The organism is Pseudoalteromonas sp. 0802, from assembly GCF_013350085.1.
GTDB lineage: Bacteria > Pseudomonadota > Gammaproteobacteria > Enterobacterales > Alteromonadaceae > Pseudoalteromonas.
Genome location: NZ_JABVXE010000001.1, coordinates 566,989 through 583,511, shown reverse-complemented (window position 1 = coordinate 583,511; position 16,523 = coordinate 566,989). Strand labels below are relative to the sequence as shown.

Annotated in this window: 15 protein-coding genes; 12 read left to right on the top strand and 3 right to left on the bottom strand. The window is 41.5% G+C overall.

The window, feature by feature from the left end; all coding sequences use genetic code 11:
• Window positions 1-189 precede the first annotated feature (189 nt).
• From glk to HUS61_RS02725, 7 genes are all read left to right on the top strand, one after another.
• Window positions 190-1,188 (top strand): glucokinase, encoded by a 999-nt coding sequence (gene glk, locus HUS61_RS02755; RefSeq protein WP_062564510.1) that lies wholly within the window; start codon window positions 190-192, stop codon window positions 1,186-1,188.
• A gap of 22 nt (window positions 1,189-1,210) precedes the next feature.
• Window positions 1,211-2,224 carry a LacI family DNA-binding transcriptional regulator gene (locus HUS61_RS02750; RefSeq protein ID WP_175082237.1) on the top strand — a complete coding sequence of 338 codons (1,014 nt, stop codon included), beginning with the start codon at window positions 1,211-1,213 and terminating at the stop codon, window positions 2,222-2,224.
• 431 nt (window positions 2,225-2,655) lie between these two features.
• Entirely contained in the window at window positions 2,656-4,506 is a 1,851-nt protein-coding gene (gene edd / locus HUS61_RS02745; protein WP_062564509.1) for a phosphogluconate dehydratase, read from the top strand.
• A 34-nt stretch (window positions 4,507-4,540) separates the two neighbouring features.
• On the top strand, window positions 4,541-5,161 hold the full coding sequence (locus HUS61_RS02740; protein ID WP_054551439.1) for a bifunctional 4-hydroxy-2-oxoglutarate aldolase/2-dehydro-3-deoxy-phosphogluconate aldolase: 621 nt from the start codon (window positions 4,541-4,543) through the stop codon (window positions 5,159-5,161).
• Window positions 5,162-5,179: 18 nt separating this feature from the next.
• The gene (gap, locus tag HUS61_RS02735) at window positions 5,180-6,184 is read left to right on the top strand and encodes a type I glyceraldehyde-3-phosphate dehydrogenase (protein WP_062564508.1); all 1,005 of its coding nucleotides are present in this window, start codon (window positions 5,180-5,182) and stop codon (window positions 6,182-6,184) included.
• A gap of 122 nt (window positions 6,185-6,306) precedes the next feature.
• Complete coding sequence (locus tag HUS61_RS02730; protein WP_138600582.1) at window positions 6,307-6,651, top strand: hypothetical protein; 345 nt, start codon at window positions 6,307-6,309, stop codon at window positions 6,649-6,651.
• A gap of 21 nt (window positions 6,652-6,672) precedes the next feature.
• A complete protein-coding gene (locus HUS61_RS02725) occupies window positions 6,673-7,116 on the top strand; it encodes a hypothetical protein (RefSeq protein ID WP_062564507.1) in 444 nt (147 codons plus the stop codon).
• Window positions 7,117-7,433: 317 nt separating this feature from the next.
• Here HUS61_RS02725 and HUS61_RS02720 read toward each other — a convergent pair whose 3' ends face one another.
• The 3 genes from HUS61_RS02720 to HUS61_RS02710 all read right to left on the bottom strand — a co-directional run bounded on the left by HUS61_RS02720 (window position 7,434) and on the right by HUS61_RS02710 (window position 11,292).
• Entirely contained in the window at window positions 7,434-8,708 is a 1,275-nt protein-coding gene (locus tag HUS61_RS02720; RefSeq protein WP_175082238.1) for a protein kinase, read from the bottom strand.
• A 53-nt stretch (window positions 8,709-8,761) separates the two neighbouring features.
• A complete protein-coding gene (locus tag HUS61_RS02715) occupies window positions 8,762-9,475 on the bottom strand; it encodes a YebC/PmpR family DNA-binding transcriptional regulator (RefSeq protein WP_054561631.1) in 714 nt (237 codons plus the stop codon).
• Between the two features lie 74 nt (window positions 9,476-9,549).
• A complete protein-coding gene (locus HUS61_RS02710) occupies window positions 9,550-11,292 on the bottom strand; it encodes an ABC transporter ATP-binding protein/permease (protein ID WP_175082274.1) in 1,743 nt (580 codons plus the stop codon).
• A gap of 211 nt (window positions 11,293-11,503) precedes the next feature.
• Between HUS61_RS02710 and HUS61_RS02705 the strand changes: the two genes are divergently transcribed.
• The 5 genes from HUS61_RS02705 (at window position 11,504) to HUS61_RS02685 (ending at window position 16,476) form a co-directional block, all read left to right on the top strand.
• The gene (locus HUS61_RS02705; protein WP_058585149.1) at window positions 11,504-12,550 is read left to right on the top strand and encodes an NAD(P)-dependent alcohol dehydrogenase; all 1,047 of its coding nucleotides are present in this window, start codon (window positions 11,504-11,506) and stop codon (window positions 12,548-12,550) included.
• 198 nt (window positions 12,551-12,748) lie between these two features.
• Window positions 12,749-13,120 (top strand): hypothetical protein, encoded by a 372-nt coding sequence (locus HUS61_RS02700; protein WP_175082239.1) that lies wholly within the window; start codon window positions 12,749-12,751, stop codon window positions 13,118-13,120.
• A 74-nt stretch (window positions 13,121-13,194) separates the two neighbouring features.
• Window positions 13,195-15,006, top strand: a complete 1,812-nt coding sequence (secD, locus tag HUS61_RS02695; protein ID WP_175082240.1) for a protein translocase subunit SecD — start codon at window positions 13,195-13,197, stop codon at window positions 15,004-15,006.
• A complete protein-coding gene (gene secF, locus HUS61_RS02690) occupies window positions 15,003-15,923 on the top strand; it encodes a protein translocase subunit SecF (protein WP_175082241.1) in 921 nt (306 codons plus the stop codon). Before secD ends, secF begins: the two co-directional genes overlap by 4 nt.
• A gap of 76 nt (window positions 15,924-15,999) precedes the next feature.
• On the top strand, window positions 16,000-16,476 hold the full coding sequence (locus HUS61_RS02685; protein WP_175082242.1) for a transcription elongation factor GreAB: 477 nt from the start codon (window positions 16,000-16,002) through the stop codon (window positions 16,474-16,476).
• The last annotated feature ends 47 nt before the right edge of the window (window positions 16,477-16,523 follow it).

Here is a 16,523-nt window from a genome sequence, read left to right as displayed (position 1 = left end):
CATAATATCACTGTTTTATCATTTTGTTGTCAAAACGTATTTGGCTGCCCATTCATTTGGGCAGCATTTTTTTAATACCAAAGATAGCTTCTTTGTGGCAATGACCCAAAGTTTAGCAGACACAGTGGCTTTGCCATTGAAAACTAGAACAATAAGCGGCAACTAGCTTAGACAAATAGAGAAAACATCATGAACACACAGACAACTACAGAATTCGCTCCTATTCTTGTTGCCGATATTGGCGGCACTAACGCTCGTTTCGCTTTAATCACTGACTTTAATGCACAAACTAACCAGTTTGTTATCGAGCACAATTTAACTTTTCCAAGTGCTGACTTTGGCTCTTTAGAAAGTGCGATTAACCAGTACTTTAGTCAAATTTCGTTTCCAAAGCCAAGCCGCGCATGTTTAGCGGTAGCAGGCCCGATTAAAGCAGGCCAAGTTCACTTAACAAACCTTGGCTGGCACTTTAACGTTGCAGATTTAAAAGCAGAGTTTTCATTTGAGCAACTTGAAGTAATCAACGACTTTGCAGCATTTGCTTATGCGGCGCCTTATTTAGATGATTCGCAAAATATGGCTGTTAAAGCAGGCCAGGCTGATGAAAATGCGAATATCGCAGTTATGGGGCCAGGTACAGGTTTTGGTGCTGCGTGTTTAGTTCGTACATCACAAGGCAGTGCTGTACTTAGCTGCGAAGCAGGGCACATTACCCTTGCGGCAGTGACAGAGTTAGACCGCCAGTTAATCACTGAGCTTAAAAAGCAGTTAAATCATGTATCTGTTGAAACCGTGTTTTCGGGCCCTGGTATCGCGCATTTATACCGCGCTATGGCAGCGGTAAAAGGTGTTGAAGCAAAGAATCTAGATGCTGCACAAATCAGTGAGCTTGCAACCACTGGTCAGTGTGAAGTCTGTGATGCAACACTTAATCAATTTTGTGATTGGATTGGCAGCGTAGCAGGTGACTTAGCCCTGACATTTGGCGCATTAGGTGGCGTATTTATTGGCGGTGGTATTTTACCTCGCATGCAACAACGTCTATTATCTAGTCGATTTGTTGAGCGTTTTGCAGACAAAGGCATTATGTCGCAATATACTTCACAGATCCCCGTTACGCTTGTAACACAAGACAACATTCCATTCATTGGTGCTGCTGCGTGTATACATGTTAAAAGTAACGCGTAATTAGCAGTTGGATGTAGAGCGGATGAAGAAAGTTACCATCAACAGTGTCGCCAGCTATGCCGGTGTATCGAAAAAAACAGTATCTCGCGTGCTCAACAATGAGCCTAACGTGAGTGATGCAACGCGTGAAAAAGTACTTAAAGTATTTAAAGAGCTTGATTACACACCAAACCCAATCGCTCGTGGCTTGGCACAAAACCGCAGTTTTATTATTGGTTGCTTGTACGACAATCCGAGTAAAAGCTATATTACCCGTGTGCAAACTGGTGCTTTAGCGGCATGTCATGAGCTTAACTACAACTTATTGATCCACCCATGTGAATTACGCGGCGAAGAATTAATTGGTAACATTGAGCAATTAATTCAAACCTCACGTTTAGACGGCATTGTACTGACCCCACCATTTTCTGATTTTCCTGAACTTGTAAGCTTTTTAAAGTCGAAAAAGATCCCGTATGCTCGCGTCGCATCTGCGGTACTTGAAGACGATTCTATTTCGGTGAGAAGTAACGACGAGCAGGGGGCTTTTGAAATAACAGAGCATCTTATTAAGCTGGGTCATAAAGAAATTGCCTTCATTAAAGGTCACCCTGATCACAGTGCCACAGAGCAGCGTTTTAAAGGTTATCGAAGAGCGCTTGCGTCAAATGGTATTGAGTTTGATGAACGCTTAGTTGAAGAAGGTAACTTCAGTTATCACTCTGGTGTTGATAGTGCCCGTACAATTTTAGATTTAAACCCTCGCCCAACAGCGGTATTTGCTTCAAATGACTACATGGCAGCAGCAGTATTAAAGCTTGCTACGCAAATGCAGTTAAGAGTGCCAGATGATATTTCTATTGCTGGGTTTGATAACGCACCAATTGCACGCCATATCTGGCCAGGGTTAACGACCATTGCGCAACCGGTTGAAGAGATGACTCAGCAAGCAGTTAAGCAATTGATCACTCATATTGGTGATCCACAAGAGTCGCCTTATCAAGTAACCCTTGAAGCAAAACTCATTACTCGAGAGTCGACAGCAGCAATTAAATAAATTTCATCTTGTTTTTTCACAGTAGCCCGAGAATGAGTGACGCGTTCTCGGGCTTTTTTATTTATGACTTAAAAATTTCATAAAAGCGCTATAAGTTTCTGTTTTTAATTAAAACAAACCTCAAAGCTTGTCTTATCTATAGGCCTTTGATAGTGGTACTTCACATGAATTCTACTCATATTCTACTAAAATTAAATTGTTCATTATTTGGTCATTTAAAAAAATTAAACTAAATTTAACAGATAAGGTTGACACCGGTGTCACAGTCATGAGTTAATACAGTGACACCGGTGTCAGGTTGGTTGTGAGAGACAGCCTGTCAGCGTACCTTTGAACGGGTAAATCAAAGTTGCTCAGTACAATTATTTTCGTGGAGTCTGTAATTGTTACTGAGCCTTTATCCTCTAACTATAGAGATGAGTCGAATTTATATGTTGCATCCTCGTATCCAAGAAGTCACCGAACGCGTTATCGAACGCAGTAAAGAGACCCGCCAAGCTTATTTAGAGCGAATCGCGCACGCAAAAAAACAAACAAGAGTTCGTGCTGGTTTAGGCTGTGGTAATATTGCACACGTTATGGCTGCTTGTAGCAGCGATGACAAAGCTCGTTTAAAATCAGACGAGCAACCAAATCTAGCTATCATCAACGCTTATAACGACATGCTTTCTGCGCATGTACCTTACAAAGACTATCCAGAAATTATCAAAAGCCTTGCCACTAAGTTTGATGCTACAGCACAGGTTGCTGGTGGTGTACCTGCTATGTGTGACGGTGTTACACAAGGCCGTGATGGCATGGAGCTTTCATTGTTCTCGCGTGACGTGATTGCAATGTCTACTGCGGTTTCTTTATCGCATGACGTGTTCGACGGTGTTTTTTGTTTAGGTGTATGTGACAAGATTGTCCCTGGACTTTTAATTGGTGCCTTATCATTTGGTCATTTACCAACGTATTTCTTACCAGCCGGTCCAATGCAGTCGGGTATCCCGAATAAAGAAAAAGCCCGTGTTCGTCAAAAATTTGCACAAGGCTTAGTAAGTCGCGAAGAGCTTTTAGAAGCAGAAAGCGCATCATATCACAGTGCAGGTACTTGTACTTTCTACGGTACCGCAAACTCGAATCAAATGTTAATGGAAATCATGGGTCTACATTTACCAGGTAGCTCTTTCATTAACCCTTACACAGAACTACGTGATGGTTTAACAGGTCATGCTGTAGAAACCATGTTAAAGCAGTTAATCGAAACAAAAGATGCTAACTGCCTTGCAGACGTAGTAAGTGAAAAAACAATTATTAATGGTTTAGTTGGCTTGTTATCAACAGGCGGCTCAACAAACCACGCAATCCACCTAGTAGCTATCGCGAAAGCAGCGGGTGTAATCCTTACTTGGAAAGACATGGCTGACTTATCAGAAGTTGTGCCACTTCTTACACGTATCTACCCGAACGGCTCAGCAGATGTGAACCACTTCCAAGCTGCCGGCGGTATGGGCTTCTTAATGAAGCAACTACTAAGCAAGGGTTACTTACATAACGACGTGAAAACGATTGTGGGTGATGGCTTAGAAGCATACACAACAGAGCCAATGCTAGATAAAGATTCATCAGTGATCATGACTAACAGCACTGGCCCAAGCAAAGTTAAATGGGTAGCGTGTCCAGAAAAATCACACGATGAAGAAGTGTTACGTCCGATTGATAACCCGTTTAGCAAGCAGGGTGGTTTACAGCTTCTTACAGGTAACCTTGGTAAAGCAGTTATCAAAGTATCCGCAGTGGCTGAGTCACACCAAGTTGTTTCTGCGCCAGCTAAAGTATTTAGCTCACAAGGTGAGTTACAAGAAGCGTATAGCCGTGGTGAATTAAACACAGACTTTATTGCTGTAATTAAAGAGCAAGGTCCAAAAGCGAAAGGCATGCCTGAGCTTCACAAATTAACGCCAGTAATGGCAACACTACAAGACCAAGGTTACAAAGTGGCGATTGTGACTGACGGCCGTATGTCGGGTGCATCAGGTAAAGTTCCTGCTGCAATCCACTTAGCACCAGAAGCGGTTGAAGGTGGTGTAATCGCAAAAATTCACGAAGGTGATTTAGTGACGCTTGATGCACCAGCGGGTGTATTGAAAGTACACGTAAGCGATGAAGAATTAGCAAAACGTGAATTACAACTTAGCCAACCAAGCCAAACATATGGTACAGGCCGAGAGTTATTCGCAGGTTTCAGAAATATAGTAAGTAGTGCAGACCTAGGCGCAAGTGCCTTTGGTTTAGAATAATAATACGCCGTTACTGGGCTATGAGGAACAAACAATGAGCATTGAGAAAATTTTATCATCGGCACCTGTGGTACCGGTTGTTGTTATCGAAAAACTTGAAGATGCAGCACCCCTTGCACGTGCGCTTTATAACGGTGGCTTAAAAGCACTAGAAATTACTTTACGTACGCCGATTGCGGCAGAAGCTGTAAAGCTAATGAAAGAAGCCGTACCAGAAGCATACGTTGGCACAGGCACAGTGGTTGATAAAGCGACATTTAATGCATCTGTTGAAGCCGGTGCTGACTTTATGGTTAGCCCAGGTGTAAACGACGAATTATTAGCACTGGCTAAAGACACTGATATTCCATTTTTACCAGGTGCAGCAACACCAAGTGAAGTAATGAAATTAGCAAGCCATGGCTTTAAGTTCTTAAAGTTTTTCCCTGCAGAAGCAGCAGGTGGCACAGCAATGCTGAAATCAATTGGTGGCCCTTTACCACAAGTAACTTTTTGCCCTACAGGCGGCATTAGCCTTGAAACAGCACCTAACTACCTGGCACTTAAAAACGTAATTTGTGTAGGTGGTACTTGGATGTTAGATAAACAACTTATTGAAAACAAAGACTGGCAAGCCATTGAAGCGCTTGCTCGCCAAGCAAGTGAAGTAAAATAATTAACGGGAGATATTAGAATGATTAATGTTGCAATTAATGGCTATGGACGTATCGGTCGTAACGTATTACGTGCCCTTTATGAGTCAGCTCAAAACAACGAAATCAAAATCGTTGCAATCAACGATTTAGCACCAGCAAATGTTAACGCGCATTTAACTCAATTTGACTCAGTACACGGTCAATTTTCTCAAAAAGTAACACTTGCTGAAAACACTATGCTAATTGGTAATGACGAAATTACCCTTACACAAGAGCGTGATCCAGCAAACCTTCCTTGGAAAGCACTAAACGTAGATATCGTTTTAGAATGTACTGGTTTATTCACTTCACGTGACGCAGCGGCTAAACACATTGAAGCGGGTGCTAAAAAAGTAATCGTTTCTGCACCTGGTACTGACATGGATGCAACTGTTGTTCATGGTGTTAACAGCGAAGTATTAAACGCTGACAGCAACATCATTTCAAATGCATCTTGTACAACAAACTGTTTAGCGCCAATTGCAAAAGCAATCAACGATACAGTAGGTATCGAGCAAGGTAGCATGACGACAATTCATGCTTACACAAACGATCAAAACTTATCTGACGTTTATCACCCAGACTTATACCGTGCACGTAGCGCAACTCAATCTATGATCCCAACGAAAACAGGCGCAGCTAAAGCAGTTGGTTTAGTACTTCCTGAACTTGCGGGTAAACTTGACGGCATGGCAGTTCGTGTTCCAACAATCAACGTATCTTTAGTAGACTTAACGTTCGTTGCTAAGCGTGAAACATCTGCAGCAGAAATTAATGAAGTCGTTAAAGCTGCATCAGAAGGTGCAATGCAAGGTATTCTTGAATACAACGAACTACCGCTTGTTTCTATCGACTTTAACCACAACCCTGCGTCTTCAATCTTCGATTCTACCCAAACTAAAGTAGATGGTAAGCTTGTTAAAGTGATGGCTTGGTACGATAACGAGTGGGGTTTCTCAAACCGCATGTTAGACCAAGTTAAAGCGCTAGGTCAGTTCTTATAATAGAACAGTAAAAGTTTAAGCTTTATCCAACAAAGCCACGTTTATCGTGGCTTTTTTGGTTTTTGCTGGATAAAAGCATTTATTCACAGTATCTTGTCTTTAAACATTTTTAGGGACAGATGATGAATAAATTTTTAATACCTTTATGCCTCTTGTTAGTGTCTTGCTCATCAACACAAGATAAAAACCTACCCGATTTTAATATTCCCAAAGATGTGATAACAAAAGCAAAAGACGACTTCAGACGATCTGATGATAAAATTTTATTTATGATGATGGTTAATCAAGCGGGTGATGTAGTCAAAGTCAGTGTATTGGATAATAAGCTGCAAAATAAGCAATTCTTAAATATGTTTAAAAAGAATATGTATAACCTTAAATATCCAAAAGCTCAGCAAGGGGACCCTGAATTTAGAGAATTCATTTTACCATTTGGTGTAAAAACTGAAGTAGAATTCTATGGTTAATCCCAGTTTATGAGGAAAATAATGAAAAAAATCTTATTAACTACTTCACTCTTTGTAATGTCGTTACTGCCTAGTTATGCTTCAGCATCAGAAGAAGCTCAGCAACTTGCAGTGTGTTTAACTGATTCACTAAATGGCAAAGAACGGAAAAATCTCGCTAAGTGGATTTATCTGGGTATGTCGACGCATAGTATAATTAAGCCTTTCGCGAACGTGACAGAGCAAGATATGGATGACACTAATCGCTATGTTGGTGCGTTAGTTACGCGTTTATTAACTGAAGACTGTCCAAAGCAAGCTAAGGCGGCGATAGAAGTCGGCGGTCAGGGAGCAATGGAAAACGCATTCGGTATTGTCGGTGAAGTTGCAATGCAAGAGTTAATGGCTGAGCCAAGTGTGGGTAATGCTTTAGGTGCATTTGATAAATACCTTGATCAAGATAAGTTTGATAAAGCATTTCAGTAATAGTTAAGGGCTTATTCTTTTATAAGCCTAAATCGTTTTATAAGGATATGGATGTTCAATAATATTAGACAGTTCTTCGCTATTAATTCTTTATTTACACATTTTCGTGATGACTCAGCGTATATTTGTTCCTAAATTCTTCTATGTTAAGCTGCAAAAAATTGATAAATGGATTTTTATAGCATGGCACGTCTTTATCATCGGCTATTTAGGGCTGAGCAGTTTCAAGTGGCTGAAGGGATGTTAAAGCAGCAGGTGTTTCCGTTTAACAAGCAAAAATAAAGCCTCACTGAGGCTTTATTTATAATTACCTACACTCATAATCGCGAAACTAGCTCAGAAAAGCGAGGGCGTTTGTCTGAGTTGAGTCCTAAGCATTCTTGAGCTATGTCAGCAAGCATGTTGGTAATGTCGTTCTGTTCTGTGACTACAGTCAGTAAATCATCGATGAAATAACCAAGGGCACGTACTTCAATGCCTTCTAATAGCAGCTGTTGATTAGGCGGCAGTATTGATAAGTCAGTTGCAGCACCAAAGTCACCAAATAATAACTCGCCATGTGAATTGATCATGCTGTTATGGGCATAAATGTCACCATGGCTTACTTGTTTTTGATGCAAATGGGCGAGGGTACTTGCCATTTGCTTGACGATTTTTAGCACCATTTCTGGCGCGTACTGACAGTTGTCTTCGAATGTGTCTCGGGTACAAGTTGCAAGGGAGGGCGGCAAACCAAGATTTGTGAACTCTTTACTGATAAGCTCCATCACTAAACCAAGTTGTGATTTTTCTTCGACATAGCCTAATGCTTTTATGAGATTTGGATGCTCACTGGCTTTTAAACAGCAATTTAGCTCATCAAGTGGATAGCCATCACTGGTGATCTCGCCTTTAAATAACTTAAGGGCAACAGGACGTTGATGCCAGTTGGCCAAATGAATAACCCCAGATGCGCCTTGGCCAATCTGCTTTTTAACTTCGATTTCATCCAGTGCGATTTTGCTAAACTGCTCACAGTGTAAACTAGTTGAGCGATTTAAATCGTTACCAGAGAAGGCAAGCCAAGCAAGTTTCGGTAAAGCTAAAAGCCAATCTTCAACTTTTGTAAGCTTATTGGCACTTAAACGTATTAGCTCAAGCTCTTTACAATTAGCCATTGAGACTGGCAAATGTGTTAACTGATTACCTGCCAGTGCGAGCTTTTTAAGCTTACTGTACTCACCAAATGTATCAGGTAAAGCGGGGATTTGATTATCCGTTAAGATCAACCATTCAATCTGCGTTGGCAAACAGTGCGCTTTAAATTCAGTAATTTGATTACCTTTAAATGCCACCATGATTAAGTTTGGGCATTCTCTTAGCACGTCTGGAATATGTTTAAACTGATTAAATGATAAAAACAGCCGTTTGAGATTTTTTAGTTTGTAAAAATCGTCAGGTAAATCACTTAGCTGATTATTAGATAAATCGAGGATTTCTAACGTATCGGCTAGGGTATAAATTTCTTTTGGGAATTCGGTTAGTTTTGCAACAAGCTGAAGCCGTGTACAACCTTGTAGAGAACCGGCTTTTAACTCTTCGAGGGTATTCAATGTTGATTCCTTTGGGCTAAAAGGTAAAAGGCCAACTTGGTTGGCCTTTTTAATTAAAACTGTGCGTTGTGGTAAACGTTTTGTACGTCGTCACAGTCTTCTAGCATGGCTAAAAAGCGCTCCATGACTTCAACGTCTTCACCTTCAATGGGTGCTTCTACTTGCGGCACAAAAGCAATTAGATCTTCGTGGAAATCAGTAATTCCCATTTCTTCAAGTGCTGTACGGGTATTGTTGTACTCAGTATGTGGAGCGAATACAGTCACTTTACCGTCTTCAACTTCTACATCTGTTACATCAACATCAGCCATCATTAGTGCTTCTAAAACAGCCTCGTCATCATCACCATCAAATACAAAAATAGCGAGGTGATCAAATAAGTGTGATACTGAGTTTTGCGCACCAATTTTTGCATTCGCTTTTGTAAAACAAACACGTACGTCAGCAAAGGTACGTTTGTTGTTGTCGGTTAAACAGTCAACAATGATCATACAGTTGCCCGGGCCGTAACCTTCGTAGCGAGTTGCTACGTAATCTTCGCCGCCACCGCCTTTGGCTTTATCGATTGCACGCTCGATTACATGCGTAGGTACTTGGTCTTTTTTAGCTCGCTCAATTAAGCGACGAAGCGCTAAGTTGCCATCGGGATCAACACCACCATTCTTAGCGCAGATATAAATTTCTTTTCCGTACTTTGAATAAACTTTGGTTTTTGCACCCGCAGTTTTTGCCATTGAGTCTTTTTTGTTTTGATAAGCTCTGCCCATCTGCGTGTTGCCTTTTTGTTATAGATAAAAATAAAGCGGTTATTCTAATCATTTAAACTACTAGTTAACAGTGTTTATTCTTCGCTTTGCTGTAACTGCCACATTCGTGCGTATTCACTATTCGCTGCAAGCAGTTGATGGTGCTGACCTTGCTCAACAACCTGTCCTTGTTTCATAACAATAATTTTGTCTGCGTCAGTAATTGTTGATAAACGATGCGCAATGACTAAGCTGGTATGTCTTTGTGCAACTTCACGCATCGCGCTGAGAATGGCTTGTTCTGAATGCGAATCTAGCGCCGATGTTGCCTCATCAAATAATAAAATGGGTGAACCCTTTAAAATGGCTCTGGCAATTGCAATGCGTTGTTTTTCACCGCCTGATACTTTTAAACCGCGTTCACCAACAAGGGTTTTATCGCCTTTATCTAGGCTGGCAATAAATCCATCTAAATGGGCAAGGCTTATGGCTTGATCAATTTCATCTTCGCTTGCCGCTGGATTTCCGTAAGCGATGTTTTCGCGAATGCTGGTATTAAATAGCACGGTATCCTGCGGTACGATGGCAATTGCTTGGCGCAAACTTTCAAGTGTCACTGTGTTGATTGCTTGCTCATCGATATAAATTTTACCTGCATCAACATCATAAAAACGGTAGAGCAGGCGGCTTAGAGTACTTTTACCTGCGCCACTGGCACCCACAATCGCCACTTTGCTGCCAGAAGTAACCTCAAAGCTTAAGTTATTTAAAATTGGCCTTTGTTTGTCGTAACTAAATGACACATTTTCAAATCGAATAGCAGCTTTGGTTGCATTTAATGGTTTTGCATCTTTGTCATTGCTAATGGCGGCTTTTCGATTTAACAGCCCCAGCATATTTTCAAGGTCAGTCAGCGCACGGCGTATCTCGCGATAAACAAAACCTAAAAAGTTAAGTGGTAAAAATAACTGGATCATATAAGCATTGATCATCACAAGCTCACCTATTGTCAGCTCTTTATTGACCACTGAGCTGGCACCAAGCCACATTAGCGCTGTTATAGCCGTGGCTATAATAAGTGCTTGTCCTGAATTAAGCGCAAGTAATGATAAACGATTTTTAAGCCTTGCTTGCTCCCATTTAGCTAAAAAGCCGTCGTAGGTTCTCGCTTCATAGTGTTCATTGTTGAAGTACTTAACGGTTTCGTAATTTAGTAAGCTGTCGATTGCACGGGTGTTTGAGTTGTTATCGGCAGCATTTGCTTCACGAATAAATCGGTTACGCCACTGAGTTACAATCACAGTAAAAGCAATGTAACTAGCAACCGCAATTAATGTGACCAGTGCAAACCAAGGTGAAAACAAGGTTGCAAAAATAATGGCTACTGTGATTATTTCAAATAGGGTAGGTACGATATTAAACATCAAAAAGCGCATTAAAAAGCTGAGGCCACTTGTGCCACGCTCTATATCGCGACTGATACCGCCTGTTTGCCTGTCAAGATGAAAGGCAAGTTCTAAACTATGCAAGTGTTTAAATACTTTTAAGCCAATATGGCGCATTGCGTGCTCAGTAACACGGCCAAATAACGCATCGCGTACTTCACCAAAAAATACACTGGCAAAGCGCAGCAAACCATAAGCGATCAGCAAGGCAATAGGAACGCTTAATAGCGGGTTGATACTCGCATCAACCGCGTCAATTATTTCTTTTAGTGCCCAAGGCATCAGCAATGTGGCGCCTTTTGCAGCAATAAGCGCTAAGACGGCTAAAATAACCCGGCCTTTAAAGGTCATTAAATAGGGCCAGAGTGTTTTTATGCTTTGTGATAGGGTCATTGCATCAGGCGATCTCGTCACCTGTTCTTTGCGGCTCATTCCACGCATGGGGGTCTCTTAAAAATCAATTTGATAAAAATAGGCAAAAGCTTTCGTGTTTTAGGCAAGTGTAATTTGTTAATTTACCTCTATACTGAATGCATTATACACAAGCGCATTAGCAAATTAGTTAAATGCATGAGTAAAACACGAAGAAAACTAAGGAGTAAGCATGAAAACCGTCGGTTATGCAGCACATGATTCTGAAAAACCATTAGAGCCGTATCATTTTGAACGCCGTGCACTTCGTGATGAAGATGTATCAATTGAAATTCTATATTGTGGCGTGTGCCATTCAGACTTACACACCGCAGAAAACGACTGGGGCTGGACTCAGTACCCAGTGGTACCAGGCCACGAAATCGTTGGTCGCGTCCTTGAAGTAGGCAGCGGCGTTACTAAATATAAAGTGGGCGATAATGTTGCTGTGGGTTGTATGGTTGATAGCTGTTTAAGCTGTGATCAGTGTCATAACGGTGAAGAGCAGTTTTGTCGCGAAGGTATGGTAGGAACTTACTCAGGACAAGACCGCATTAGTGGTGAACTCACTCAAGGTGGTTATTCAAAACACATTGTGGTGCGTGAAGAGTTTGTACTAAGTGTGCCTGAAGGCTTAGACCTTGCTAAATGTGCACCAATTTTATGTGCGGGTATCACAACGTATTCGCCACTACGTACGTGGAATGTGGGCCCTGGTAGCCGTGTTGGTGTGATTGGTTTAGGTGGTTTAGGGCACATGGCAATTAAAATCGCAGCTGCAATGGGTGCACATGTTACGGCGATTAGCCGTAGTGATAAGAAAAAACAGCAGGTTTTATCTTATGGCGCAAAAGATTTATTGGTATCGAGCGATGAAGATGCCATGCAAGCGCATGCAAATCAATTTGATGTGATCATTAACACTATTCCGGTAAAACACGACTTTACGCCGTATATTCCGCTTTTAGATATTGATGGTACGCAAGTATTGGTTGGTCAAGTAGGTGAGCTTGAAGAGACTAACTCAGTGCCATTATTAATGGGGCGTCGCCGTGTTGCAGGCTCATTGATTGGTGGTATAGCGCAAACTCAAGAAATCTTAGATTTCTGCGCGTTACATAATATTTTACCTGAAGTTGAAATGATCAAAATGGACCAAATTAATGACGCTTTTGATAAGTTAAAGCAAGGTGATATGGCCTCACGCTTTGTTATCGATATGTCATCATTAGAAGTTTAACAAAGTTAAATTACTAAGCGGGCCTAATTAGGCCCGCTTTTGTTTTAGTCACTTTTATTTTAGTAATACCTTGTGTTTTATTTTTTTACCCCCATTATACCCACGGTATCTACTTAATTTATTGGTCAATTCTTGTTACGGTTTTTCTCAGTCATTATCTTGCTATTTACTGTGTTCTTTAGCGCACAGAGCATGGCTATGCCTGACACTCACTCACACTTTGCTGCGACAAAATTGTTCCAAGTCGAGCTGACTAAAACCCCAGTTATTTCACAAACTCATACAGTTGAACATCCTAAACCGGTAGAGCCGTCGGGGTTTGATACCCTAGTGCCGCGTTTAACTGCCAGTAATTCATCATTATTTCTTTATCACAGTCAGGTTGATCCTGATTACGAGCTATTAATTGAATTCTTTGCTGAAGACTGGAGAAAAGAGAACTTTTTAGCGCCGCCAGGTGCTGTGCGTGTGATCCCATGGTTTGCATTAGCCACTCAACGTAAATCCCGCATTAGTGGTTGGAAAGACGCTAATCTTTTGTACAAAGCCAATACGACCTACCATAGCTAAACGACTTCCTTCGTTACTTTTTATTTTTTGGAATTAAATTTTTACCGGCTGACAATGCCGGAAGGAAGTCATGTATGTCACATAAATCTAAGCCGGCGCTATGGCGTCGACTAAAAATGAGTTATGTCGCAATGATAGCGGCGTGTATTTTATTAGCGGTTAGCGCACTACCTAACCTTTACCCTAACAAATCTTGGTTGCACATTAGCTTGCCAGATCAAACAGTGACGCTGCAAAGTGTGACAACGTCACTAAATCAACACGGTTTTGAAGTGACTGAAGCCAATGATAGCCAAGCAAAACTGGCTATTTTATTAGCTGAGCCGACTCAAAGTGCTAATGCGCTGAGTTTTATAAAAACGCAATACCCTCAGCTAGAGGCTAAAATTGTTGAGCATGCGACAAGCCCTCAATGGCTTCAGCAGCTGGGTCTCTCACCGATTAAGTTGGGACTCGACCTAAATGGTGGGGTGTTATTTGTGCTTGATGTTGACCTAGATAAAGCAATGCAAGAGCACTTAAACAGTGTGTATCAACAAACTAAATTGACGCTTCGTAAAGACAAAATTCGTGGGATCCGTGCAAGTGAAGTAAAAGAAGGGGTTGAACTACAAATTTTACCAAGTGGCGAGGAGCAACTTGCAGGGCTCGTCTCAACGTTACAAGGTCAATTCAAAGGCCTGATGGAAACTAAATCAACAACGAATAACCTAACCACGGTATTACTACATTTTAACGAGCAAAGCCAAAACGAATTCAATAAACAAGTTATGGCGCAAAGCCTAACAACCCTGCGTGGTCGCATTGAAGAGCTTGGTATCACAGAAGCGGTAACGCAAAGACAAGGTAAGCAGCGCATTCGCATTGAGTTACCTGGTGTGCAGGACCCATCAGAAGCGAAACGTATTATTGGTGCAACTGCGACCCTCGATTTTTATCAGGTCGTCGAAGTAGGTGGTAAAGCGTTTAATGTACAAGGCGGTGGCGTTGTTAATTTAAATCCGATGGCTATTTTTTCAGGTGATCACATTAATAATGCCAGTGTTGGCAAAGATGAGTGGGGCAAGCCTTTAGTTCAGCTCAGTTTAGATTCGCAAGGTGGCGATGCGATGTCTACTTTTTCGAAGCACAACATAGGTAAGCCAATGGCCACGGTGTACTCAGAATACTCACGGGATGCAAATGGCGACGTTGTTAAAAAAAGCGAAGTGATCAATGTGGCAAACATTGCCCAGCATTTAAGTTCTCGTTTTAGCATTACTAATATGAAAAGCCCGCAAGCAGCCTACGATTTAGCGCTTTTACTACGCGCAGGGTCGCTCACAGCGCCAGTGACAATCGTTCAAGAACAAACCATAGGTCCAAGCTTAGGCAGTGAAAACATTGAACACGGTTTAGCTGCGTTAATGCTGGGTATCGGAATTACTCTTGCCTTTATGGCGCTTTGGTATCGTCGCTTAGGGCTGATAGCCAATATTGCTTTACTGCTTAATTTAACGGCTTTAGTTGGTTTAATGTCGTTATTACCGGGTGTTGTGCTGACCTTACCGGGTATTGCAGGGCTTGTACTGACCATAGGTATGGCAGTTGATACCAATGTGATTATCTTTGAGCGAATAAAAGAAGAGAAACGTAAAGGTCGACCTACTTACCAAGCGATTGAGCAAGGCTATAACCAAGCATTTACGACCATTTTGGATGCCAATGTAACAACCATGATCACAGCAATTATCCTATATGCCATTGGTTATGGGCCGGTGAAAGGCTTTGCAATCACCTTAGCACTTGGGCTATTAACCAGCGTCTTTACTGGCGTTTATATTTCGAAAGCGCTTAGCCAAACACTTTACATTAAACTAACCAATTTAACGGGGGCTAAAGCATGAGTTGGTCAACATTAACTGCAGCGAGTAAAGCACGCGTTTTAGGGCTAGTGCTAAGCTGTGTTTTAGTCATCGCGAGCCTAGTTGTTTTATCTGTAAAAGGACTAAATTTTGGCCTTGATTTTACAGGTGGCTACATCAGTGAAATTAACACAACGTCAGTCAAGACAATTGCTGATTTAAAGGCAAAGTTAAGCCCTGAGGTTGCGAGCAAATTAACCATCACTAAAGCGGGTGAATATCACTTTGTTTTAAGAGAAGCGCCAGAGGCTAGCAAAGCCAGTACTTGGCAAGCAGAGCTGAATGAGCAAGGTGTAGACTATAGCGTATTATCTAGCTCATTTTTAGGCTCACAAGTGGGTGATGAGCTTTTTGAACAAGGTTGTTTAGCTTTATTTGCGGCGCTGATTGCAATTATGGTTTATCTTGCCGTGCGCTTTGAATGGCGACTCGCAGTAGGTTCAGTGGTTGCACTGTTACATGATTTAACTTTAGTGCTGGGCTTGTTTTCCTTACTTGGGCTTGAGTTTAATTTAACCGTGCTGGCGAGTTTACTGGCTATTATTGGCTATTCATTAAATGACTCAATTATTGTTGGCGACAGAGTCAGAGAGCTTTTACGTATTCAGCCAGACAATCAACGCATTAACACCCATGTTGTGATTAACGATGCAATTGGTTCTACCTTAACACGTACGTTGATCACCTCAGGCACAACACTTGCGACCATTGCCTGTATTTGGTTGCTTGCTGGTGCTGCATTAACGGGCTTTGCCATTGCGTTATTTGCAGGCATTGTGGTGGGAACCTTCTCATCGATTTGTATCGCCGCTACCTTGCCGCAGTTATTGGGGTTAAGTTCAGAAAATTACACACAAACACTGGATGATAAAACCAAAGCCTATATGGATATGCCGTAAGTCAGTTTTATAACTTACTTTCATCAGCCGCTATTTTTCCATAGAATAGCGGCTTTTCTGTTTTAACTGCTTTGATATGAATAAAACACACGTAATTGAACATTTACGCTTTGCGCTAGAGGCACAACTGCAAAACGCCAAAGCAGCGGCAAAAGCGGCTCATGACGCTGCAACCCACGAAGAAAGTGTTGCTGAAACTCAATACGATACCTTGGGTTTAGAAGCCGCTTATTTAGCGCAAGGGCAAGCTGAGCGAGTTAATGAATGCTACCGTGACATACAAGCATTCAATACAGTGTTTAAAGAAAGCGAGTTTAATAAGGTTCGTGAAGGTGCATTAGTGTGTCTTATCGATGAGCAAGATAACGCAAAGTGGTTTTTTATGGGCCCAAGTGCTGGTGGCTTAGTGGTCACCGTAAAAGAGCAGCCTATTTATGTTGTAACCCGAGAAGCACCGTTAGGTAAGCAATTGATTGGAAAGAGCCTTGATGATGAAGTTGAACTCTCTATTGCTGGCAATATACAGTTGTACATCATAGATCATTTAATTTAATTAATGGTATTTTTAATCAGTAAATTTCATCTTCAAGTAAAAAATAT